Raw genomic sequence first — 20,669 nt, forward strand, 5'->3', positions numbered from 1 at the left:
TGCAATCAGATCCCGCGATATTCCGGCAACCCCGCCAACCCTTCCTTCAGGTAATCCACCAGCCGCCGCACCTTCGGCGACAGGTGCCGCTGCTGCGGATACAGCGCCCACACTGCCGTATTCGGCGGCTGGTGCGCTTCGAGCAAAGACACCAGCGCACCACTGTTCAGGTGTTCCAGCACGTAATAATCCGGCAGCTGGCACAACCCTATCCCTTGCAGCGCCGCATCCAGCACTGCCTGCCCGCTGTTACAGCGCCAGTTGCCCTGTATCCGCTGGCTGATCTCGCGGCCGTCCTGCTGCAGCGCCCACAAGTCCGAACTGCCCACCAGGCAATTGTGCCGCGCCAGTTCCGACAGGCTGTGCGGCCGGCCGTAACGTTCCAGGTAGGCCGGCGAGGCGCACAGGTACATGCGCCGCGGGGCCAGGCGAGTGGCCACCAGCCGAGAGTCGGCCAGGCGGCCCAGGCGGATCGCCAGGTCCATCCCCTCATGCAGCAGGTCGAGGGTGTGGTTGCTCAGTTCCACATCCACCCGCAACTGCGGGTACAGCGCCATGAACCGTGTTACCAGCGGCACGATGAAGCGCTCGCCGTAGGCTACCGCGCAGGTCATGCGCAGCAGCCCCTTGGGTTCACTGGCCAGGTCGCCCATGGCACGCAGGGCTTCCTCGCGGCCATCCTGCAAGCGCTGGCAATGCTGCAGAAAGGTCTGCCCCGCCTCGCTCAGGGTTACCCGGCGCGTGCTGCGGTACAGTAGGCGCGTCTGCAGGCGCTCCTCCAGCCGGGCGATCTGGCGGCTTATGTGCGAAGAGGAAACCCCCAGGCGTTCGGCGGCCGCTGTGAACTGGCCCGATTCGGCCACGGCGACGAATTCGTCGATGCCCTCCCAGCGGTTGCTCATGGATTATCCCTGTGTGGCAATAATGTTTTGTCTTTGGCCTGATTATTCATCAAAAGGCGGTGAATTACACTGTGTCACTGAATCGACCCTCTGTCTGGAGACCTTTGATGATCAAGTCCCGTGCTGCCGTAGCCTTCGAAGCCAAGAAACCCCTGGAAATCGTCGAAGTCGACGTGGCCATGCCCAAGGCCGGTGAAGTGCTGCTGCGTGTGGTCGCCAGTGGTGTCTGCCACACCGATGCCTATACCCTGTCCGGTGCTGACCCCGAAGGCATCTTCCCGTCCATCCTCGGTCACGAAGGCGGCGCGATCGTCGAAGCGGTAGGCGAGGGCGTGACCTCGGTGGCCGTCGGCGACCACGTGATCCCGCTGTACACCCCGGAATGCGGCAAGTGCAAGTTCTGCCTCTCGGGCAAGACCAACCTGTGCCAGGCCATTCGCGCTACCCAGGGCAAGGGCCTGATGCCGGACGGCACCACGCGCTTCTCGTACAAGGGCCAGCAGCTGTTCCACTACATGGGCACCTCGACCTTCTCCGAGTACACCGTGCTGCCGGAAATTTCCGTGGCCAAGATCCAGAAAGAAGCCCCCCTGGAAAAGGTCTGCCTGCTGGGCTGTGGCGTCACCACCGGTATCGGCGCGGTGCTCAACACCGCCAAGGTCAAGCCGGGTGACACCGTGGCCATCTTCGGCCTGGGCGGCATCGGCCTCTCGGCGGTGATCGGAGCGGTCAAGGCCAAGGCCTCGCGCATCATCGCCATCGACATCAACCCGGCCAAGTTCGAGATCGCCCGCCAACTGGGTGCCACCGACTGCGTCAACCCGAAAGACTACGACCGCCCGATCCAGGAGGTGATCGTCGACCTCACCGACGGTGGCGTGGACTTCTCCTTCGAGTGCATCGGCAACGTGCAACTGATGCGCGCCGCCCTGGAATGCTGCCACAAAGGCTGGGGCGAGTCGGTCATCATCGGTGTAGCCGGTGCCGGCCAGGAAATTGCCACCCGTCCGTTCCAGCTGGTCACCGGCCGCGTCTGGCGTGGTTCGGCATTCGGCGGCGTGCGTGGCCGCAGCGAGCTGCCAAGCTACGTGGAAATGTCCGAGAAGGGCGAGATTCCGCTGGATACCTTCATCACCCATACCATGGGCCTGGAGGACATCAACAAAGCCTTCGACCTGATGCATGAAGGCAAGAGCATTCGCAGCGTGATCCACTTCTGAGGTGTGCCATGAGCCTGGATAACATCTCCTGCCAGAAGAGCTTCGGCGGCTGGCACAAGCGTTACCGGCATCACTCCAAGGTGCTGGGCTGCGACATGGTGTTCGCTGTGTACCTGCCACCGCAGGCCGAGCAGGGCGAAAAGTTGCCGGTGCTGTACTGGCTTAGCGGCCTCACCTGCACCGACGAGAACTTCATGCAAAAGGCCGGCGCCCAGCGCATGGCCGCGGAGCTTGGGCTGATCATCGTGGCCCCCGACACCAGCCCGCGTGGCGAGCAGGTGCCGGGCGACCCGGACGGCGCCTGGGACTTCGGCCTGGGGGCGGGCTTCTACCTCAACGCCACTCAGCAACCCTGGGCCCAACATTACCGCATGCATGACTATGTGGTGCAGGAGCTGCCGGCGCTGATCGAGGCGCACTTCCCGGCGTCGGGCGAGCGCAGCATCAGCGGCCACTCCATGGGTGGGCATGGCGCGCTGGTGTGCGCCTTGCGCAACCCCGGGCGTTACCGCTCGGTTTCGGCGTTTTCGCCGATCAGCAACCCGATGGATTGCCCGTGGGGCGAGAAGGCCTTCAGCCGCTATCTGGGTGAAGACCGGGCGCGCTGGCGTGAGTGGGATGCCAGCGTACTGCTGGCCGAAACCCCTGCTGGCCAATGCCCGCCGTTGCTGGTCGACCAGGGTGACCGTGACGACTTCCTCGAGAAGCAGCTAAAGCCTGAAGCGCTGGAGCAGGCGGCACGCAAAGGGGGCCATGAAATGACCCTGCGTTTGCAGCCGGGCTATGACCATAGCTACTACTTCATTGCCAGCTTCATCGAGGATCACCTGCGCCATCATGCGGTGGCACTGGGGCGGGTGTAAGGCGTAGCTGGGGTATTTGCCTCATCGCCGGCAAGCCAGCTCCCACAGGTACCGTGCATGGCTCGAGGGCCATGTGGTCCAGGTGGGAGCTGGCTTGCCGGCGATGGGCTGCGAAGCAGCCCCAATGCTTCAAAAGCAGGTAGAATCACGCCCTGACTCATTCAGGGCGTTTTTCTATGCGTATTGGCCATGGCTACGATGTGCACCGTTTCTGCGACGGTGATTTCATTACCTTGGGCGGGGTGCGTATCCCCCACAAATACGGCCTGCTGGCCCACTCCGATGGCGACGTGCTGCTGCACGCCCTGAGCGATGCCTTGCTGGGCGCCGCGGCGCTGGGCGACATCGGCAAGCACTTCCCCGACACCGACCCACAGTTCAAGGGTGCCGACAGCCGTGTGCTGCTGCGCCATGTGGTCGGCATCGTCAAGGCCAAGGGCTGGAAGGTCGGCAATGTCGACGCCACCATCGTCGCCCAGGCGCCGAAGATGGCCCCGCACATCGAGACCATGCGCCAACTGATCGCCGAAGACCTGCAGGTCGAACTCGACCAGGTCAATGTCAAGGCCACCACGACTGAAAAGCTGGGCTTCACCGGCCGTGAGGAGGGGATAGCCGTGCATTCGGTCGCCCTGTTGCTGGCAGCATGACCGAACTGGAACTGCTGGGCCCGCGTGCATCGGGCGAACCTTTGGGCACCGCCGTCCTCAAGGCGGTGGCTGAGGACTTCCAGGTCGACGAAGTGCTGGATATTCCACTGTCCGGCCAGGGCGAGCACCTGTGGCTGTGGGTCGAAAAGCGTGACCTGAACACCGAAGAGGCGGCCCGCCGCCTGGCGCGCGCCGCAGGCGTGCCGGTGCGCTCTATCAGCTACGCCGGGCTCAAGGACCGTCAAGCCCTGACCCGCCAGTGGTTCAGCCTGCACCTGCCGGGCAAAGCCGACCCAGACCTGTCGCGCGCTGAAGATGCCAGCCTGCGCGTGCTCAAGCAGGTGCGCCACCAGCGCAAGCTGCAGCGCGGCGCGCATTCGGCCAACGGCTTCACCTTGCGCCTGACGGCACTCGCTGCCGACCACCAGGCTGTGGATGCGCGCCTGGCACAGCTCAAGCAGCACGGTGTGCCCAACTATTTCGGCACCCAGCGCTTCGGTCACGGCGGGGGCAACGTCCATGACGCCCTCGACTGGGCCGCGCGCAAGGCATTGCCCGAGCAGCGTAACGTGCGTTCGCGGCTGCTTTCGGCCGGGCGCAGCTACCTGTTCAATCAGGTCCTTGCTGCACGTGTCGTCGAAGGTAGCTGGGCCGAGGCCCAGGTCGGCGACCTGCTGGCGTTCACCGACAGCCGTAGCTTCTTCCCGGCCGGTGAGGCGGAATGCGCTGACCCACGTCTGGCGATTCTCGACCTGCACCCGACCGGTGCGATGTGGGGCGAGGGCAATTCGCCCGCAGGCGGCGCCACCGCGCAGCTGGAAAATGCCGTCGGCGCTCGGCAACCGGCACTTTGCCAGTGGTTGGCGCAGGCGGGCATGGATCACGAACGGCGTATTTTGCGGCTCCCTATTGGCGGCCTGACATGGCATTATCCCGAGCCTGATATCCTGCAACTGGAATTCGTCCTGCCGGCCGGATGCTTTGCCACCGTGGTGGTGCGCGAAGTCGTGGATCTGGTGTCGGCAGGGCAGACGGACAGCCCATGCGTATTCTGATTTCGAACGACGACGGTGTCACCGCACCCGGCATCGCCGCGCTGCACGCTGCGCTGGCGGATTACGCCGAGTGCGCGGTGATCGCCCCGGATCAAGACAAGAGCGGCGCCAGCAGTTCGCTGACGCTGGACCGGCCACTGCACCCGCAGACCCTGGCCAACGGCTTCATCAGCCTGAACGGCACACCGACCGACTGTGTGCACCTGGGGCTCAATGGGTTGTTGCCGCAGGTGCCTGACATGGTGGTGTCGGGGATCAACCTCGGTGCCAACCTGGGGGATGACGTGCTGTACTCGGGTACGGTCGCCGCCGCGTTGGAAGGCCGTTTCCTTGGCGGCACGTCGCTGGCGTTTTCACTGCTGTCGCGTCAGCCGGACAACCTGCCGACGGCGGCTTACATCGCCCGTCGGCTGGTCGAGGCACAGTCACGTCTGGTGCTGCCGCCACGCACGGTACTCAACGTCAATATCCCCAACCTGCCGCTGGAGCACATTCGTGGCATCCAGCTTACCCGCCTCGGTCACCGGGCGCGGGCGGCGGCACCGACCAAGGTGGTCAACCCGCGCGGCAAGGAAGGCTACTGGATCGCTGTGGCCGGGGATGCCGAAGATGGCGGCCCGGGCACCGACTTCCATGCGGTGATGCAAGGCTTCGTGTCGATCACTCCGCTGCAACTCGACCGCACCTTCAATGATGCCTTCGAGCAGCTCGACGGTTGGCTGGAGGGCGTGCTCTGATGCGCGAGGACGATATGCTGCGGCGTGGCATCGGCATGACCTCCCAGCGTACCCGGGAGCGGCTGATCCAGCGCCTGTGCGAGGAGGGTGTGTCGAACACCAAGGTGCTCGACGTGATCCGTCGTACCCCACGTCACCTGTTCGTCGACGAGGCACTGGCGCATCGTGCCTATGAAGACACCGCGCTGCCGATCGGCCACAACCAGACCATCTCCCAGCCATTCATGGTTGCCCACATGAGCGAGCTGCTGCTCGAGGCCGGTCCGCTGGACAAGGTGCTGGAGATCGGCACTGGCTCGGGCTACCAGACAGCGATACTGGCCCAGCTGGTGGAGCGGGTATTCTCGGTGGAGCGTATCAAGGTGCTGCAGGACCGGGCCAAAGAGCGCCTGGTGGAGCTGAACCTGCGCAACGTGGTATTCCGCTGGGGCGATGGTTGCGAAGGCTGGCCGGCGCTGGCGCCGTACAACGGCATCATCGTCACCGCGGTAGCGCCGGAAGTGCCCCAGGCACTGCTCGACCAGCTGGCACCCGGTGGCCGCATGGTGATTCCGGTGGGGCCGGCCGGCGAAACGCAGCAACTGATGCTGATCGTGCGCGAAGAACATGGGTTCTCCCGCCGTGTGCTGGGGGCCGTGCGCTTCGTGCCGCTGCTCAATGGCCCATTGGCCTGAGCGCTGCGTCGTGCTGGGCACTGCCGGCATGAGCCGCGCGGTATTTTTGCGCCGGTGGCGAATTCTTGTGGCTTCGCCCTGTCTATCTGGCGGAGCAAAGCGCTAGCGCACAGTGCGCGCCTCGGGTTTGCAACAGCCTTTTGCGCCAGCCTGCCAATACAGGCCGGCTTGGTTATAATTGCAACAATATTGCATTTCTTGTCTTCATATCGTTTTTCGGCACCATGAGGGGAGCGCGGGTGGGTCACACAGTCATTCGGCAGCGCAAGGACGGGTCGGGTTTCAAGCTTCTGGTGATTGCACTGGCCATGGGCATGCTACTGGTGGGTTGCTCGAGCACCAGTAACACCAGCGCGCGGGTGGTCGACCGCAACAACACTGTGCCCAAGCGCCCGACGGTGACGTCCGGGCAGTACATCGTCAAGCCTGGGGACACGCTGTTCTCCATCGCCTTCCGCTATGGCTGGGACTACAAGGAGCTGGCTGCACGCAATGGCATCCCGGCGCCTTATACCATCCGCCCGGGCCAAGCGATTCGTTTCAGCAGTGGTTCAAGCAGCAGTACAACGGTGGTGTCCAACCCGTCCTCGTCGAGCCGCACCACGGTCACGCGGCGGCCCGTGGGGAGCACGCCCACGTCGCCTGCCAGCACCGGCAAACCGGCCACGCCGGCCCCCATCACCAGCGCGCCGGTGGTTGCCACGGTGCCAGCTGCGGAGCGCGCGGTAGGTGGCTGGACCTGGCCTGCCAACGGCGTGCTGATTGGAAAATTTGCTTCAAACGGTAGTTTGAATAAAGGCATTGATATCGCCGGTGATTTGGGACAGCCTGTTTTTGCTGCGTCTGATGGTGCAGTGGTTTACGCCGGGAGTGGTTTGAGGGGCTACGGCGAGCTGATCATCATCAAACACAGCGATACCTACGTCAGTGCCTACGGTCATAACCGCAGGCTGTTGGTTCGGGAGGGGCAGCAGGTCAAGGCAGGGCAGTCGATTGCTGAAATGGGGTCCACGGGCACTGATCGGGTGAAGCTGCATTTCGAGATTCGCCGCCAGGGCAAACCCGTCGATCCACTCCAGTTCCTGCCACGCCGTTGATCGTTGTACCCGGCCTGTTCCTGTGATGTAGTGGGGACAGGCTCCAGCGCTGCCAGGGATAAAGGTGCCGCTCGAGTCTGAGTTCGAACTCAGCAAAGGACTATAACAATGGCTCTCAGTAAAGAAGTGCCGGAGTTTGACATCGACGATGACGTCCTCCTGATGGAGACGGGTATCGTTTTGGAAACGGATGTGGTGTCAGACGAACCTGCTGTATCTTCGGTTCGGACGAGGGCCAAGTCGGGCTCTTCGCTCAAGCAACACAAGTACATCGATTACAGTCGGGCGCTTGATGCCACCCAGCTGTATCTCAACGAGATCGGCTTCTCGCCGCTGCTTTCGCCGGAAGAGGAAGTGCACTTTGCGCGCTTGTCGCAGAAGGGCGATCCTGCTGGCCGCAAGCGCATGATCGAAAGCAACCTGCGCCTGGTTGTAAAAATTGCCCGTCGTTACGTGAACCGCGGCCTGTCGCTGCTCGACCTGATCGAGGAAGGCAACTTGGGGCTGATCCGTGCGGTCGAGAAGTTCGACCCGGAGCGTGGTTTCCGTTTTTCGACCTATGCGACCTGGTGGATCCGCCAGACCATCGAACGGGCGATCATGAACCAGACCCGCACCATCCGCCTGCCGATCCACGTGGTCAAGGAACTGAACGTCTACCTGCGCGCCGCACGCGAGCTGACCCAGAAACTCGACCACGAACCCTCCCCCGAAGAAATCGCCACCCTGCTGGAGAAGCCGGTCGCCGAGGTCAAGCGCATGCTGGGCCTGAACGAGCGGGTATCGTCGGTGGATGTGTCGCTTGGCCCGGATTCGGACAAGACCCTGCTCGACACCTTGACAGACGACCGCCCCACCGACCCGTGCGAACTGCTGCAGGATGACGACCTGTCGCAGAGCATCGACCAGTGGCTGGGCGAGCTGACGGACAAGCAGCGGGAAGTGGTGGTGCGTCGCTTTGGCCTGCGTGGGCATGAAAGCAGCACCCTGGAAGATGTTGGCCTGGAGATCGGCCTGACCCGGGAGCGTGTACGGCAGATCCAGGTGGAGGGGCTCAAGCGTCTGCGCGAGATCCTTGAAAAGAATGGGTTGTCCAGCGAGTCTTTGTTCCAGTAGCGAAGGCCTGTCACACAAAACGCCCCGATGACCTCGGGGCGTTTTTGTGTGTGTCATTTGAAAATGTTGGGAGCGCTGCTTTGCAGCCTATTCGCAGCACAAGGCTGCTCCTGCAGGGATACGCGAGCAGCCTTGTGCTGCGAATAGGCTGCAAAGCAGCGCCCCAAAATCTGCCCGGTAAAACAGATATCTAATGTGTACTGCGCTACCCCAGTAACATTGCGTGTAAGCCTTTTCTTACTTGTTTTGTAAGCTATCTATGCAAGTCTCAGTAAATCATTGTCGTTTTCAGCCCCTGTATTTTTACAACCCATTGAAAAGCATGGCTTATTCGGCTGTGAGGAAATGTGTGCCTGGTAATACCTTGTGAGGTCTCGCGCTTGCCCGCCCGGCTCAACCCGCTAGTATTCGAACTGTGCACAGGGACATGCACAGGCATTCAGGATGAAGGCCAAGGACATCGCAAGAAGCGATTTCATCAGGATGATGTTTGGGACAAGCAGGGACTACGGAAAAAATGTGGGCGGGTCAAACCGCCCCTTTTTTTGTCCGCAAAAAAACAAAAAAGGCCCCGAGGGGCCTTTTTCGTATCCGGGCGCTATCAGCGCTCCAGGTCTGCAATCTTGCCAGTCTTGCCGTCCCACTCTTCAGCGTCCGGCAGGGCATCCTTACGTTCGGTGATGTTTGGCCAGACTTCCGCCAGTTCGGCGTTCAGCTCGATGAAGTTTTCCATCCCGGCAGGGATTTCGTCTTCCGAGAAGATGGCTTGCGCCGGGCATTCCGGCTCGCACAGTGCGCAGTCAATGCACTCGTCCGGGTGGATGACCAGGAAGTTCGGGCCTTCGTAGAAGCAGTCCACCGGACAGACTTCCACGCAGTCGGTGTATTTGCATTTGATGCAGTTGTCGGTGACGACGAAGGTCATTTCTAGTTCTCTCCTCAGGCGACGGCGGCGGCCCTTCCTCTCAGGGCCGCGCGGTTTACAGGTATGTGGCTGCAGGCCAGGCTAATAACCTGCAGCACCAGCAAACCGCGGCGGATTCTACCAGCTTGTAGTGGGCGCCGTTATAACAGGTTCTTTAGTTGATATAGCATTTCGATAGCTTGGCGCGGGGTCATTTCGTCCAGTTGCAGCTTGCCCAGCTTCTCGATGGCCGGGTGTGGCAGGCTGGCGAACAGATCGCTCTGGTGCGGCACCTGTGGCACATCCCTGGCCTTTTCGGTCGGGGCTTGCTCATGCGGCAGGCTGGTGGTTTCCAGGCGCGCCAGGTGTTCGCGAGCACGCTGGATCACCACACCCGGCACGCCGGCCAGTTGCGCCACGGCCAGGCCGTAGCTCTGGCTGGCAGGGCCAGGCAGTACATGGTGCAGGAACACGATGCGCTCGTTGTGCTCGGTGGCATTCAGGTGCACGTTGGCCACCAGCGGCTCGCTTTCCGGCAGCACGGTGAGCTCGAAGTAGTGGGTGGCGAACAGGGTATAGGCGCGCAACTGGGCCAGGCGCTCGGCGGCAGCCCACGCCAGCGACAGGCCGTCGAACGTACTGGTGCCGCGGCCCACTTCGTCCATCAGCACCAGGCTGCGGTCGGTGGCGTTGTGCAGGATGTTGGCGGTTTCGCTCATCTCGACCATGAAGGTCGAGCGCCCGCCGGCCAGGTCGTCGCTGGAGCCGATGCGGGTGAAGATGCGGTCGACCAGCGACAGCTCGCAGCTGGCCGCCGGCACGAAGCTGCCAATGTGCGCCAGCAGCACGATCAGGGCGGTCTGGCGCATGTAGGTAGATTTACCGCCCATGTTCGGGCCGGTGATGATCAGCATGCGCGTGCTGTTGTCCAGGCCCAGGTCGTTGGCCACGAACGGCGTGGTCAGTACCTGCTCCACGACCGGGTGGCGGCCTTGCTCGATGCGCAGGCACGGCTCGTCGATGAAGCGCGGGCAGTTCAAGTCGAGGGTCAGCGCACGTTCGGCCAGGTTGCTGAGCACGTCCAGTTCGGCCAGGGCAGCGGCGCTGTCCTGCAGCGGTGCCAGGTGACTGATCAGGGTTTCCAGCAGGGCGTCGTAGAGCATCTTCTCGCGGGCCAGGGCGCGGCTCTTGGCCGACAGCGCCTTGTCCTCGAACACTTTCAGCTCGGGGGTGATGAAGCGCTCGGCGCCCTTGAGGGTCTGGCGGCGAATGTAGTCGCCCGGTGCCTGCTCGGCCTGCTTGGTGGGCAGCTCGATGAAGTAGCCGTGTACACGGTTGTAGCCGACCTTGAGGTTGGCAAGGCCGGTGCGGGCTTTTTCGCGGGCTTCCAGGTCGATCAGGAACTGGCCGGCGTTTTCGCTGATCGCCAGCAGCTCGTCCAGCTCGTTGTCATAGCCGGTCTTGAGCACGCCACCGTCGCGGATCACCGCCGGCGGGTTGTCGATGATCGCCCGCTCCAGCAGGCTGGCCAGCTCCGGGTAGGTGCCGGTGATGGCTGCCAGGCGCGCCAGATGCGGCGCCTCCAGCTCGGTCATGGCGTTTTGCAGTTCAGGCAAGGCGCCCAATGCATCGCGCAGGCGCGCCAGGTCGCGTGGGCGGGCATTGCGCAGGCCGATTCGGGCGAGGATCCGCTCGATGTCGCCAATTTCTTTCAGCTGCGGCTGCAGCTTCTCGAAACGGTAGCTGTCGAGCAGGCAGCGGATCGAGTCCTGGCGTGCTTGCAATACCTTGAGGTCGCGCAACGGACGGTTCAGCCACCGACTCAGCAGGCGGCTGGCCATGGCGGTCTGGCAGCGGTCGACCACCGATTGCAGGGTGTTGTCACGCCCGCCCGCCAGGTTGACGTCCAGCTCCAGGTTGCGACGGCTGGCGCCATCGAGGATGACCGTGTCGTCCAGGCGCTCGTGGCGCAGGCTGCGCAGGTGCGGCAGGGCGGTGCGCTGGGTTTCCTTGGCGTAGGTCAGCAGGCAGCCGGCGGCACCAATGGCCAGGGTCAGCTTGTCGCAGCCAAAGCCCTTGAGGTCCTTGGTCGCAAACTGCTGGCACAGGGCCTTGCGTGCCGAATCGCGGTCGAAGTCCCATGGCGCACGGCGGCGGGCACCGGGGCGTTTTTCGGCAGGCAGGTCGCGTGGCCAGTCGTCCGGGATCAGCAGTTCGACCGGGTTCAGGCGCTCAAGCTCGGCCAGCAGGTTCTCCCAGCCTTTGATTTCCTGCACGCTGAAATTGCCGCTGGTGATGTCCAGCACGGCCAGGCCGAACAGGCGTTCGTCACCGAGCAGTGCGGCAATCAGGTTGTCGCGACGCTCGTCCAGCAGCGCCTCGTCGCTTACTGTGCCAGGCGTGATGATGCGCACCACCTGGCGCTCCACCGGGCCCTTGCTGGTGGCCGGGTCGCCAATCTGTTCGCAGATCACCACCGATTCGCCCAGCTTGACCAGCTTGGCCAGGTAGCCTTCCAGCGAATGGAACGGAATCCCGCACATGGGGATGGACTGGCCGGCCGACTGACCGCGCGCGGTCAGGGTGATGTCCAGCAGTTTTGCGGCCTTCTTTGCATCTTCGTAGAAGATTTCGTAGAAGTCGCCCATGCGGTAGAACATCAGCTGGTCCGGGTGCTGGTTCTTCAGCTTCCAGTACTGCTGCATCATCGGGGTGTGTGCGGAAAGATCTGACATTCAGGGCCTTACAGCGGGTGATCTGGTTGGCGATGGTAAACCCGCAATGGTACAGGCTTTTTTGTTGCGATGCAGGCGCAGGCTTCAGGACATGTGCGCGCAGCCTGGCGGGCAATGGTGGAGCTGCGCGGCGTTACCCTCTAGAATGCGCGCCCCTCGACGAACGCCTGTAGCCGTGACCTGCACGATGAATGTGTCCAGCCCTGTCCCTCATGTAAAGCAACAGCTGATCTACCTCCTGTACGGCGAGCGCCGGATCTATCAGCTGGAGGCCAAACTCAGCATCCTCACCGCCGTGGCGCGCTGCAAGCCGGCAGAGCTGCCGGTGATCCGTGTGCTTACCGACCAGCCACAGGCCTTTGTCGGCTGGCCGGTGGAAGTAATCACCCTGGACGAGCAGACCCTGCAGGCCTGGACCGGTGACGGCGGCTACACTCACCGACGCAAAGCCTGCGCCATTGCCCAGGCCGGGCAGTGGGCGGACAAAACCGTATTCATCGACACCGATACGGTATTCCTGCAATCGCCGCTGAAGCTGTTCAGCCAGGTCGATGCCGGGCAGTTTCTGGTCGACGAAGTGGAAAAGAGCTGGGCCGAGGCTTCGCGCAGCAGCGACTACCTTCGCTTCAGCGCAGGGCTCGCCGCGGCTGGGCATGCACCGGCCGATGATTTGCGGCTGTGCAACAGCGGTGTCATGGGTTTCACCCGCTGCAATGTCGGCATTGCCGAGCGCGCCATCCCGCGCATCGATGCCTGGACACCTTATACCGACGACCTGCACACCATCGAACAGATCGCCTTTTCCTTCGAGTTGCACGGGGCGCAGCTTAATGAAGCGCGTGGCGTGATCAGCCATTACTTCGCGATGAAGCAGTACGTGCATGCCATCCTGGAAATTTTCTTCGCCAGGCACGGCGAAGGCTTCCATCCACAGATGCCAAGGCTGGCCCTCAAGGTGCCGGCACATCGCCCTGTACCTTCGTGGCTGGCGCGGCTTTCGGTGAAGTGGAGCCTCAAGCGTGTGCCGCGCGAGCTGCGCGGCATCGGCCGCAAGCTGCTGTACGGCAGTGTGATGAGCAGCGACGACTACCAGCGTGCCTGCAAGGTGATCTGGTGGCGTTCGGCGATTGATGACATGCGCAAGCAAGGTGGTATCGACTGGAGCCAGGAATGGCCGGCAGGGCTGCCGCGCCTGGGGCGGCGTGACGAGCGTGCGTTCAGTGAAATTGCCCGGGACAGCATGAAGGTTTCCTGAACCAGGGGCTGCGCCAGGGTGATAGGGTAGAGGGCAGCATTCAAGGAGCCCGACATGGACCCGATCACCACGCTTGCCACCCGCCTGGGTGAACACCTGCGCCGTTTCAATGCGCAGGTGACTACCGCCGAATCCTGCACCGGCGGTGGCATTGCCGAAGCCATTACCCGTATACCTGGCAGCTCGGCCTGGTTCGAGGTCGGCTATGTGACCTATTCCAACACCCAGAAAACCCGCTTGCTGGGCGTGCCCGAGGCCTTGTTCGGCCAGGTTGGCGCAGTCAGCCAGGAAGTGGTCGAAGCCATGGTCCGCGGGGCCCAGGCCGCCAGCGGCGCACGTTTTGCCGTGGCGGTAAGCGGTGTGGCCGGGCCGGACGGTGGTTCGCCAGCCAAACCGGTAGGGACCGTGTGGCTGGCCTGGGGCGACGGCAACCGGGTGTTCAGTGAGCGGCGCCAGTTCGACGGTGACCGCGAAGCCGTGCGCCGACAGACGGTGATCGCCGCGTTAGACGGCTTGTTACAGCTTGGTGCCGAGTAAATCGACGACAGGGGTTTGCGCGGGCGCCTGCCTGTGGAATAATACTGGCTACTTATACAGGTATTCCGGCCATCAGGGCCAAGTCGAACACGTGAGGATTTCAATGGACGACAACAAGAAGCGCGCCTTGGCTGCGGCCCTGGGTCAGATCGAACGCCAATTCGGCAAAGGCGCGGTCATGCGCATGGGTGATCAGGAGCGCCAAGGCATTCCTGCCATTTCCACCGGCTCGCTGGGCCTGGATATTGCGCTGGGCATCGGCGGCCTGCCAAAAGGCCGTATCGTCGAGATCTATGGCCCGGAATCGTCGGGTAAGACCACACTGACGCTGTCGGTCATTGCCGAAGCCCAGAAAAACGGTGCCACCTGCGCCTTCGTCGACGCCGAACACGCCCTCGACCCTGAGTACGCTGGCAAGCTGGGCGTCAACGTCGACGACCTGCTGGTCTCGCAGCCGGACACCGGCGAGCAGGCCCTGGAAATCACCGACATGCTGGTGCGCTCCAACGCCGTTGACGTGATCATCGTCGACTCCGTGGCCGCGCTGGTGCCCAAGGCCGAGATCGAAGGCGAAATGGGTGACATGCACGTGGGCCTGCAGGCTCGTCTGATGTCCCAGGCGCTTCGCAAGATCACCGGTAACATCAAGAACGCCAACTGCCTGGTCATCTTCATCAACCAGATTCGTATGAAGATCGGCGTGATGTTCGGCAGCCCGGAAACCACCACCGGTGGTAACGCCCTGAAGTTCTACGCCTCGGTTCGTCTGGACATCCGCCGTACCGGTGCGGTCAAGGAAGGCGACGAGGTGGTCGGTAGCGAAACCCGCGTCAAGATCGTCAAGAACAAGGTCTCACCGCCGTTCCGTCAGGCCGAGTTCCAGATTCTTTACGGCAAAGGTATTTACCGTAACGGCGAGATCATTGACCTGGGTGTGTCCCAAGGCCTGGTCGAGAAGTCGGGTGCCTGGTACGCCTACCAAGGTAACAAGATCGGCCAAGGCAAAGCCAACGCTGCCAAATACCTGGCCGAGAACCCGGCTATCGGTGCCGAGATCGAGAAGCAGATCCGTGAAAAGCTGCTGAAAGCCGGTGCTGCCGCTGAAGCCAGCAAGGCTGCAGCCGTTGATGCCAGTGCCGACGATGTGGCCGACGCCGAAGCCGGTTATTGATTGCGCGGTAGATAGCCAACATGTCCGCCGTACTCGACACCCCCGTCGCCATTCGGCGGACAGCCATGGACCTGCTCGCGCGACGTGAGCACGGTCGCGTCGAGCTGACGCGCAAGTTGCGCCAGCGCGGCGCTTCGGATGAGCTGATCGAGCCTGAACTCGACCGGCTCGCCGAAGAAGGGCTGCTTTGCGAAGCCCGCTACCTTGAAAGCTTCATCAGGTACCGTTCAAGCGCTGGCTACGGCCCTTCGCGTATTCGCGAGGAGCTGGGCCAGCGTGGCCTGGCGCGTGCTGATATCGAGCAGGCATTGCGCGAGAGCGAGGTGGATTGGCGCGAGCGCATGCGTGACGTCTGGCAGCGCAAATTTGCCGGGCAGCGCCCGCAGGATCCGCGCAGCCGTGCCCAGCAAACCCGGTTTCTGGCTTACCGGGGTTTCCCCATGGACATGATCGGCCGCCTGCTCAGCGGGCGTGATCTCGACGATTACTGACCCTTGCTGAAATGCTGGGGCCGCTCTGCGGCCTTTCGCGACACAAGGCCGCTCCTACAGGTATTCGCGATCGTCTGTAGGAGCGGCCTTGTGTCGCGAAAGGGTCGCAGAGCGGCCCCAAACAGGCGACACCTATTAACTGACCTTCAACGCCTCCCTGGCCCGCTGCGTGGTATGCATTGGCTGAGGCTTGGCCCAGTTCTCCGACAAGTTGATGAAATCCACCAGCTCGCGCAGCCGGCCCTGGTCGCGGCCATTGAAGGCGAACGACAGCCGGGTCAAGTGGTTGAAGTTGCCCACTTCATGTTCGGCACTGCTATCCGCTTGCTGGTGATATTTGCCACTCAGGCGCAAGTCGGCAAAGCCTTCCTGAATATCAAATAACGCTGCTTCGCTGAGCGGGTGGTGCATGCGGATCACGAACTGGTTTTTCAGCCAGCGGCTGGAGTGGTAGTTGCTGTAGAACTGGTTGATTTCCTCTACCGCCTCGTCGGCACTGTGCACCAGGCGCACCAACTTCAGGTCGCTGGGCAGGATATAGCGGTTTTCTTCCAGTTGGCGGCTGATGAAGTCCAGGCAGTCACGCCAGAAACTGCCGCCGGGCGAGTCCAGGAGCACCACCGGTACCAATGGGCTCTTGCCGGTCTGGATCAGTGTCAGCACTTCCAGCGCTTCATCCAGGGTGCCGAAACCGCCCGGGCACAGCACCAGGCCATCCGCCTCTTTGACGAAGAACAGCTTGCGGATAAAGAAGAAATGGAAGGGCAACAGCTTGTCGGTGCCGTCCACGGTCGGGTTGGCGTGTTGCTCGAAGGGCAGGGTGATGTTGAAGCCCAGGCTGTGGTCGCTGCCAGCGCCTTCGTGGGCGGCAGCCATGATGCCGCCGCCGGCACCGGTGATGACCATCAGGTCGGAGCGCGCCAGGGTGGCGCCCAACTCGCGGGCCAGGGCGTACATCGGGTGCTCCAGCGGGGTACGCGCCGAGCCGAACACAGTCACCTTGCGCCGGCCCTTGTAGCGCTGCAGCGTGCGGAACGCCTGGTCCAGTTCGCGTAGGGCCTGCAGGGTGATCTTGGCGCTCCAGCGGTCACTGTCGTCATGGGCCATGCGCAGGACGGTCAGCATCATGTCGCGGTACAGCGGCAGGTTGGGGCTGTTGGGGGCCACCAGTTGCAGTTGTGCGTCGATGTTGCTCAGGTCAATATTGTTGTCACGGAAGTGGCTGAATAGCAGCTCATTCGCTTGGTAAGGCATGCAACGTCTCCTTCTGCACCAATACCTCTGACCTCAATCTAGACCCTCGCACCGAATCGTGCCGGGCTGTTTCGCGCAGCCGCCCGTCGGTATGTGGCCACTGCAAGCAGGGGTTTGGTTAACTGGAAAGCGAAACGTATCGATGCAGGAGGTGGCGGTATGCATCGCTTGACCATCGAGGTGGACCGGCAGCTCTATCAGCAGCTGGAGAGTGCGGCTCAAGTGCATCACTTGAGCCTTGAGGATGAGTGCTGCCGCAGGTTGGCGGGGTTAGAGTGCCAGTCGCGCTACCTGCAGGCGTTGTTGGCCGAGATGCGCGCCGATGCCGCCGAAGGGCACTGGCGCGCCCGCGAGGAGGAGAAAGCGTAGCTAGAAAGCCGCTGTCACTTCTTTTTCTTGTTGCCGGCCACGCAGCTGGCACTGTCGAAGGCCTGGTCCATGATTGGCTGGTTGGTCTTGTACACCGTGAAGCGGTAGACCATGACCGCGCCCTTGGACATCAGGTTGCGGAAACCGCTGTTGCGACAGACGCTGTCGCCCAGCTGGCTGCGTACCTGCTCGGGATTGGCCTGCATACGCTCGGCGTGGCTCGGGCGTACGCTCAGGTGGTTGACCAGCGCCTTGCCTTCCACCGTGTAGCCTTGGTCGAGGATGTCCTCGTTGATGGCGCGTGGGGTACCGACGCTGCTTTCTCTTGCGACCTTTTGCAATGTCGTGTTCAGGTCGTAATCCTGCTTGGAGGCTGCCTGGGCTGCCAGGGGCAGAGCGAGTAGCAGGCTCAGGGCGGGGACGATAAGGCGCAGCATGAATCTCTCCTGGTTCGATGACTGGCGCTTTGACATGCGCAGGTCGACGGCGTTCCGTTAAAGTCGCGCAGGCGCGAGCTTAGGGCACGGTAGGTGTCGATTATAAGGGGCGCCTTGCCAGCTGCACAGTAAATGCCCTCTGTTCTGCTAAACTGGCCGCCTTGTGTTTTCCGAGTCATCCTTGTGCCCATTTCGTACCTGTCCAGAGGCCTGCCGGCATGAGCCACGCGGTAGCGCGCCTGCGCGCCGAACGCCTGGCCCGCAGCAACAAACCTTTCATCGCCCGTGGCTCGCGTGCCGAGCGCTGCCCGGATTGCCGGGTCATCGCCACCCATTGCCTGTGTGCCTGGAAGCCTCGGGTGCAGGCCGAGTCGGGCGTGTGTCTGCTGATGCATGACACCGAGCCGTTGAAGCCGACCAACACCGGCTGGCTGATTGCCGACCTGATCCAGGACACCTGGGCCTTCGGCTGGCTGCGCACTTCGGTCGACGAGCGCTTGCTGGCCCTGCTGGACGACCCGCACTGGCAGCCCTATATCGTCTTCCCCGGTGAATTCGTGGCCGAGCAGCGGGTGGTCAGCGAGGTGGCGCGTGAGCCGGGCAAGCGCCCGCTGTTCATCCTGCTGGATGCCACCTGGACCGAAGCCCGCAAGATGTTCCGCAAAAGCCCGTACCTTGACCGCTTCCCTGTGTTGAGCCTGCAGGCCGAGCAGATGTCGCGCTACCGCCTGCGGCGCTCCAAGCGCGACGACCACTTCTGCACGGCAGAGGTCGCAGCCATGTGCCTGGACCTGGCCGGCGACAGCCAGGCCTCACAGGCGCTGGATGCCTACCTGGATGTATTCAGCCTGCACTATCTGAGCGGCAAGCGGCGTCTGCCGCTGGATGATCAGGACGACACCCACCAGCGTTTGCATACCTTCCTATAGTCCAAGGGGCACAACCCCTGCTTTGGTTCATAATGACAGGGCTGGCAGCCAGGGTGGGCGAGACGGCAGGGCAATGGCTTGACCACCCTTGACCGTGCTCGGCATCCTTGGCGCCGATTCCCCGCCGGGCGCTTCTCAATCCCCCCGAGCGCCTGGCATAGAACAGGATCCTTTGATCGATGGCCACTTACGAAATCCTGATTGCCGATGACCACCCGCTGTTCCGTGGCGCCCTGCGCCAGGCCGTTACCCTTGGCCTGGGCCCGGATGTGCGCCTGGTCGAAGTCGCAAGCATTGCCGAACTGGAAACCCGCCTGAGCGAAAAAGCCGACTGGGACCTGGTGCTGCTGGACTTGAACATGCCGGGTGCTTATGGTTTTTCCGGGCTGGTGCTGCTGCGCGGGCAATACCCGCAGATCCCCGTGGTGATGGTATCGGCGCAGGAAGAGGCCGCCGTGGTGGTCAAGTCCCGTGAGTTTGGCGCCAGTGGCTTCATTCCCAAGTCCAGCACCCTGGAAGTGATCCAGGACGCCGTGCGCAAGGTGCTCGATGGCGAGGTCTGGTGGCCGCCGCAGGCGTTCGAAAAGGTCGATGTCTCGGCCGAAGCCAAGGCCGCCAGTGAAGGCCTGGCCAGCCTCACGCCGCAGCAGTTCCGCGTGCTGACGATGGTCTGCGAGGGCTTGCTGAACAAGCAGATTGCGTATGAGCTGAGTGTCTCCGAGGCCACCATCAAGGCGCACGTGACTGCGATCTTCCGCAAGCTGGGCGTGCGTACCCGTACCCAGGCCGCGCTGCTGCTGCAACAACTTGAATCGGTTGCCAGCAACTGACTGCGCGTGGCTTCACGCTTTTTTGACCCGTGCCGGTCTAGTCTGCTGGCCTTTCTGTTGTTAAGTGACCCACATGACATCGCCATTCAAGGGCCAGACCGGCCTTAAACGCATCTTCAACGCCGCCGGTTACTCGCTGGACGGCCTGCGCGCCGCCTTCAAGGGTGAGGCCGCATTCCGCCAGCTGGTGCTGCTCAACGTGCTGCTGATCCCGATCGCCTTCTGGCTGCCGGTCAGCCGTGCGGAGCGGGCGATCATGATCGCGGTGTGCTTGTTGGGGCTGATCGTCGAGCTGTTCAACTCGGCGGTGGAGGCGGCCATCGACCGCATCTCGCTGGAGCGCCACCCGCTGTCGAAAAACGCCAAGGACATGGGCAGCGCCGCGCAACTGGTGGCACTGACTATGGTGGCGCTGGTGTGGGGCGTTATCCTGCTTTAAGCGATTGGCGGCAGCACGATTTCGTCACTGCGGGTATAGCCCGCAGTGAAGTTGCGGCACAGTTCCAGAAATTCGCGCATCGCCGAGGTCTGGTACTTCTGTTTGTGCCAGATGAAGTAGAACTGGCGCATCAGGTCCAGTTCCGGCGTTTCCACCGGTACCAGGCTGCCCCGGCGGAAGGCGTCACGCAGCGCCAGGCGCGAAATACAGCCAATGCCCAGGCCCGATTCCACCGCGCGCTTGATCGCTTCGGTGTGTTCCAGCTCCAGGCGGATGTTGAGGTTGGCGCGGTGATGGCGCATGGCCTGGTCGAAGGTGAGGCGGGTGCCGGAGCCTTGCTCGCGTAAAATCCACGCCTCTTGCGACAGGCTTTCGATATCGGCACGGCCCAACTTGGCCAGCGGATGCTGCGGCGCGCAGAACACCACCAGTTCATCCTCGACCCACGGCTGCACTTCCAGGTCGGGGTGATTGCAGTCACCTTCGATTAGACCCAGATCAATTTCGTAGTGCGCGACCTGTTGCACGATATGCACAGTGTTCTGCACATGCAGCTTGACCTGGCTTTCCGGGTGGGTCTGCATGAAGCTGCCGATCAGCAGGGTGGCCAGGTAGTTGCCGATGGTCAGCGTGGCGCCGACCGCCAGCGATCCGAAGCCGGACTTGCCATTGAGCAGGTCTTCGATTTCCTTGGCCTGGTCGAGCAGGGCCACCGCCTGTGGCAGCAGTTGATGGCCCAGGGCGTTGAGGGCCAGGCGCTTGCCGGCACGGTCGAACAACTGGCAGCTCGATTGGCGCTCCAGTTCGGTGATGGAAGTGCTGGCGGCCGACTGCGACAACGCCAGCAGGCTAGCGGCCCGGGAGACGCTTTGGTGCTGTGCGACGGCGACGAAGACTTGCAGTTGACGGAGTGTGAATCGCATATCGATATAACCGATAACACATATCTTGATAATCCAGTTAACAGATATTGTCGCTGCCCCTAAACTATCGCGCAACTGCGC

22 protein-coding genes are annotated in these 20,669 nt (G+C 62.6%); 16 read left to right on the forward strand and 6 right to left on the reverse strand.

The window, feature by feature from the left end:
- Positions 1-5 precede the first annotated feature (5 nt).
- The gene (locus JOY50_RS23715) at positions 6-902 is read right to left on the reverse strand and encodes a LysR substrate-binding domain-containing protein (RefSeq protein WP_019472206.1); all 897 of its coding nucleotides are present in this window, start codon (positions 900-902) and stop codon (positions 6-8) included.
- Between the two features lie 107 nt (positions 903-1,009).
- Here JOY50_RS23715 and JOY50_RS23720 point away from each other — a divergent pair, with 107 nt between their 5' ends.
- The 8 genes from JOY50_RS23720 to rpoS all read left to right on the forward strand — a co-directional run bounded on the left by JOY50_RS23720 (position 1,010) and on the right by rpoS (position 8,314).
- Positions 1,010-2,122, forward strand: a complete 1,113-nt coding sequence (locus JOY50_RS23720; protein WP_012270857.1) for an S-(hydroxymethyl)glutathione dehydrogenase/class III alcohol dehydrogenase — start codon at positions 1,010-1,012, stop codon at positions 2,120-2,122.
- An 8-nt stretch (positions 2,123-2,130) separates the two neighbouring features.
- Positions 2,131-2,985 (forward strand): S-formylglutathione hydrolase, encoded by an 855-nt coding sequence (gene fghA, locus JOY50_RS23725; protein ID WP_132846894.1) that lies wholly within the window; start codon positions 2,131-2,133, stop codon positions 2,983-2,985.
- A gap of 176 nt (positions 2,986-3,161) precedes the next feature.
- Positions 3,162-3,635, forward strand: a complete 474-nt coding sequence (ispF, locus tag JOY50_RS23730; protein ID WP_019472208.1) for a 2-C-methyl-D-erythritol 2,4-cyclodiphosphate synthase — start codon at positions 3,162-3,164, stop codon at positions 3,633-3,635.
- Positions 3,632-4,690 carry a tRNA pseudouridine(13) synthase TruD gene (truD, locus tag JOY50_RS23735; protein ID WP_243055978.1) on the forward strand — a complete coding sequence of 353 codons (1,059 nt, stop codon included), beginning with the start codon at positions 3,632-3,634 and terminating at the stop codon, positions 4,688-4,690. The genes ispF and truD overlap by 4 nt, the downstream gene beginning before the upstream one ends.
- A complete protein-coding gene (gene surE, locus JOY50_RS23740; protein WP_019472210.1) occupies positions 4,678-5,427 on the forward strand; it encodes a 5'/3'-nucleotidase SurE in 750 nt (249 codons plus the stop codon). Before truD ends, surE begins: the two co-directional genes overlap by 13 nt.
- A gap of 35 nt (positions 5,428-5,462) precedes the next feature.
- Entirely contained in the window at positions 5,463-6,101 is a 639-nt protein-coding gene (locus tag JOY50_RS23745; protein WP_015269209.1) for a protein-L-isoaspartate(D-aspartate) O-methyltransferase, read from the forward strand.
- Between the two features lie 239 nt (positions 6,102-6,340).
- Positions 6,341-7,198, forward strand: coding sequence for a peptidoglycan DD-metalloendopeptidase family protein (locus JOY50_RS23750; protein WP_132846917.1), 858 nt, complete (start codon positions 6,341-6,343; stop codon positions 7,196-7,198).
- Positions 7,199-7,306: 108 nt separating this feature from the next.
- The gene (gene rpoS, locus JOY50_RS23755; RefSeq protein ID WP_003252351.1) at positions 7,307-8,314 is read left to right on the forward strand and encodes an RNA polymerase sigma factor RpoS; all 1,008 of its coding nucleotides are present in this window, start codon (positions 7,307-7,309) and stop codon (positions 8,312-8,314) included.
- A 601-nt stretch (positions 8,315-8,915) separates the two neighbouring features.
- On the opposite strand, the gene fdxA is transcribed toward rpoS, so the two are convergent.
- Positions 8,916-9,239: a ferredoxin FdxA gene (gene fdxA / locus JOY50_RS23760; protein WP_012270863.1), complete on the reverse strand. Its 324-nt coding sequence runs from the start codon at positions 9,237-9,239 to the stop codon at positions 8,916-8,918.
- 140 nt (positions 9,240-9,379) lie between these two features.
- Positions 9,380-11,953, reverse strand: coding sequence for a DNA mismatch repair protein MutS (gene mutS / locus JOY50_RS23765; protein ID WP_132846896.1), 2,574 nt, complete (start codon positions 11,951-11,953; stop codon positions 9,380-9,382).
- Between the two features lie 187 nt (positions 11,954-12,140).
- On the opposite strand from mutS, the gene JOY50_RS23770 reads away from it, so the two are divergent.
- From JOY50_RS23770 to recX, 4 genes are all read left to right on the forward strand, one after another.
- Positions 12,141-13,208 (forward strand): hypothetical protein, encoded by a 1,068-nt coding sequence (locus JOY50_RS23770; protein ID WP_132846897.1) that lies wholly within the window; start codon positions 12,141-12,143, stop codon positions 13,206-13,208.
- Between the two features lie 54 nt (positions 13,209-13,262).
- Entirely contained in the window at positions 13,263-13,745 is a 483-nt protein-coding gene (locus JOY50_RS23775) for a CinA family protein (protein WP_132846898.1), read from the forward strand.
- Between the two features lie 103 nt (positions 13,746-13,848).
- Complete coding sequence (recA, locus tag JOY50_RS23780; RefSeq protein WP_019472216.1) at positions 13,849-14,916, forward strand: recombinase RecA; 1,068 nt, start codon at positions 13,849-13,851, stop codon at positions 14,914-14,916.
- A 20-nt stretch (positions 14,917-14,936) separates the two neighbouring features.
- Positions 14,937-15,407: a recombination regulator RecX gene (gene recX / locus JOY50_RS23785; RefSeq protein ID WP_019472217.1), complete on the forward strand. Its 471-nt coding sequence runs from the start codon at positions 14,937-14,939 to the stop codon at positions 15,405-15,407.
- A 135-nt stretch (positions 15,408-15,542) separates the two neighbouring features.
- Here the strand turns inward: recX and JOY50_RS23790 are convergent, their stop codons facing one another.
- The gene (locus tag JOY50_RS23790; RefSeq protein ID WP_019473855.1) at positions 15,543-16,661 is read right to left on the reverse strand and encodes an LOG family protein; all 1,119 of its coding nucleotides are present in this window, start codon (positions 16,659-16,661) and stop codon (positions 15,543-15,545) included.
- Positions 16,662-16,820: 159 nt separating this feature from the next.
- Between JOY50_RS23790 and JOY50_RS23795 the strand changes: the two genes are divergently transcribed.
- The gene (locus tag JOY50_RS23795) at positions 16,821-17,030 is read left to right on the forward strand and encodes a hypothetical protein (protein WP_132846900.1); all 210 of its coding nucleotides are present in this window, start codon (positions 16,821-16,823) and stop codon (positions 17,028-17,030) included.
- A gap of 14 nt (positions 17,031-17,044) precedes the next feature.
- Here the strand turns inward: JOY50_RS23795 and JOY50_RS23800 are convergent, their stop codons facing one another.
- Positions 17,045-17,467 carry a quorum-sensing-regulated virulence factor family protein gene (locus tag JOY50_RS23800; protein WP_019473853.1) on the reverse strand — a complete coding sequence of 141 codons (423 nt, stop codon included), beginning with the start codon at positions 17,465-17,467 and terminating at the stop codon, positions 17,045-17,047.
- A gap of 218 nt (positions 17,468-17,685) precedes the next feature.
- Between JOY50_RS23800 and JOY50_RS23805 the strand changes: the two genes are divergently transcribed.
- From JOY50_RS23805 to JOY50_RS23815, 3 genes are all read left to right on the forward strand, one after another.
- Complete coding sequence (locus JOY50_RS23805) at positions 17,686-18,396, forward strand: tRNA-uridine aminocarboxypropyltransferase (protein ID WP_019473852.1); 711 nt, start codon at positions 17,686-17,688, stop codon at positions 18,394-18,396.
- Positions 18,397-18,575: 179 nt separating this feature from the next.
- A complete protein-coding gene (erdR, locus tag JOY50_RS23810) occupies positions 18,576-19,226 on the forward strand; it encodes a response regulator transcription factor ErdR (protein ID WP_003252375.1) in 651 nt (216 codons plus the stop codon).
- 73 nt (positions 19,227-19,299) lie between these two features.
- Positions 19,300-19,665 (forward strand): diacylglycerol kinase, encoded by a 366-nt coding sequence (locus JOY50_RS23815; protein WP_010952700.1) that lies wholly within the window; start codon positions 19,300-19,302, stop codon positions 19,663-19,665.
- Here JOY50_RS23815 and finR read toward each other — a convergent pair.
- The gene (gene finR / locus JOY50_RS23820) at positions 19,662-20,588 is read right to left on the reverse strand and encodes a LysR family transcriptional regulator FinR (protein WP_016485245.1); all 927 of its coding nucleotides are present in this window, start codon (positions 20,586-20,588) and stop codon (positions 19,662-19,664) included. The two genes, JOY50_RS23815 and finR, sit on opposite strands and share 4 nt — an antisense overlap.
- Positions 20,589-20,669: the final 81 nt, after the last annotated feature.

It is taken from the genome of Pseudomonas sp. BP01 (assembly GCF_022760795.1).
Taxonomy (GTDB): Bacteria; Pseudomonadota; Gammaproteobacteria; order Pseudomonadales; family Pseudomonadaceae; genus Aquipseudomonas; species Aquipseudomonas putida_Q.

Coding starts and splice junctions, on each gene's coding strand:
- JOY50_RS23715 (WP_019472206.1), bottom strand. CDS start 902: ATGAGCAACCGCTGGGAGGGCATCGACGAATTCGTCGCCGTGGCCGAA.
- JOY50_RS23720 (WP_012270857.1), top strand. CDS start 1,010: ATGATCAAGTCCCGTGCTGCCGTAGCCTTCGAAGCCAAGAAACCCCTG.
- fghA (WP_132846894.1), top strand. CDS start 2,131: ATGAGCCTGGATAACATCTCCTGCCAGAAGAGCTTCGGCGGCTGGCAC.
- ispF (WP_019472208.1), top strand. CDS start 3,162: ATGCGTATTGGCCATGGCTACGATGTGCACCGTTTCTGCGACGGTGAT.
- truD (WP_243055978.1), top strand. CDS start 3,632: ATGACCGAACTGGAACTGCTGGGCCCGCGTGCATCGGGCGAACCTTTG.
- surE (WP_019472210.1), top strand. CDS start 4,678: ATGCGTATTCTGATTTCGAACGACGACGGTGTCACCGCACCCGGCATC.
- JOY50_RS23745 (WP_015269209.1), top strand. CDS start 5,463: ATGACCTCCCAGCGTACCCGGGAGCGGCTGATCCAGCGCCTGTGCGAG.
- rpoS (WP_003252351.1), top strand. CDS start 7,307: ATGGCTCTCAGTAAAGAAGTGCCGGAGTTTGACATCGACGATGACGTC.
- fdxA (WP_012270863.1), bottom strand. CDS start 9,239: ATGACCTTCGTCGTCACCGACAACTGCATCAAATGCAAATACACCGAC.
- mutS (WP_132846896.1), bottom strand. CDS start 11,953: ATGTCAGATCTTTCCGCACACACCCCGATGATGCAGCAGTACTGGAAG.
- JOY50_RS23770 (WP_132846897.1), top strand. CDS start 12,141: ATGAATGTGTCCAGCCCTGTCCCTCATGTAAAGCAACAGCTGATCTAC.
- JOY50_RS23775 (WP_132846898.1), top strand. CDS start 13,263: ATGGACCCGATCACCACGCTTGCCACCCGCCTGGGTGAACACCTGCGC.
- recA (WP_019472216.1), top strand. CDS start 13,849: ATGGACGACAACAAGAAGCGCGCCTTGGCTGCGGCCCTGGGTCAGATC.
- recX (WP_019472217.1), top strand. CDS start 14,937: ATGTCCGCCGTACTCGACACCCCCGTCGCCATTCGGCGGACAGCCATG.
- JOY50_RS23790 (WP_019473855.1), bottom strand. CDS start 16,661: ATGCCTTACCAAGCGAATGAGCTGCTATTCAGCCACTTCCGTGACAAC.
- JOY50_RS23795 (WP_132846900.1), top strand. CDS start 16,821: ATGCATCGCTTGACCATCGAGGTGGACCGGCAGCTCTATCAGCAGCTG.
- JOY50_RS23800 (WP_019473853.1), bottom strand. CDS start 17,467: ATGCTGCGCCTTATCGTCCCCGCCCTGAGCCTGCTACTCGCTCTGCCC.
- JOY50_RS23805 (WP_019473852.1), top strand. CDS start 17,686: ATGAGCCACGCGGTAGCGCGCCTGCGCGCCGAACGCCTGGCCCGCAGC.
- erdR (WP_003252375.1), top strand. CDS start 18,576: ATGGCCACTTACGAAATCCTGATTGCCGATGACCACCCGCTGTTCCGT.
- JOY50_RS23815 (WP_010952700.1), top strand. CDS start 19,300: ATGACATCGCCATTCAAGGGCCAGACCGGCCTTAAACGCATCTTCAAC.
- finR (WP_016485245.1), bottom strand. CDS start 20,588: ATGCGATTCACACTCCGTCAACTGCAAGTCTTCGTCGCCGTCGCACAG.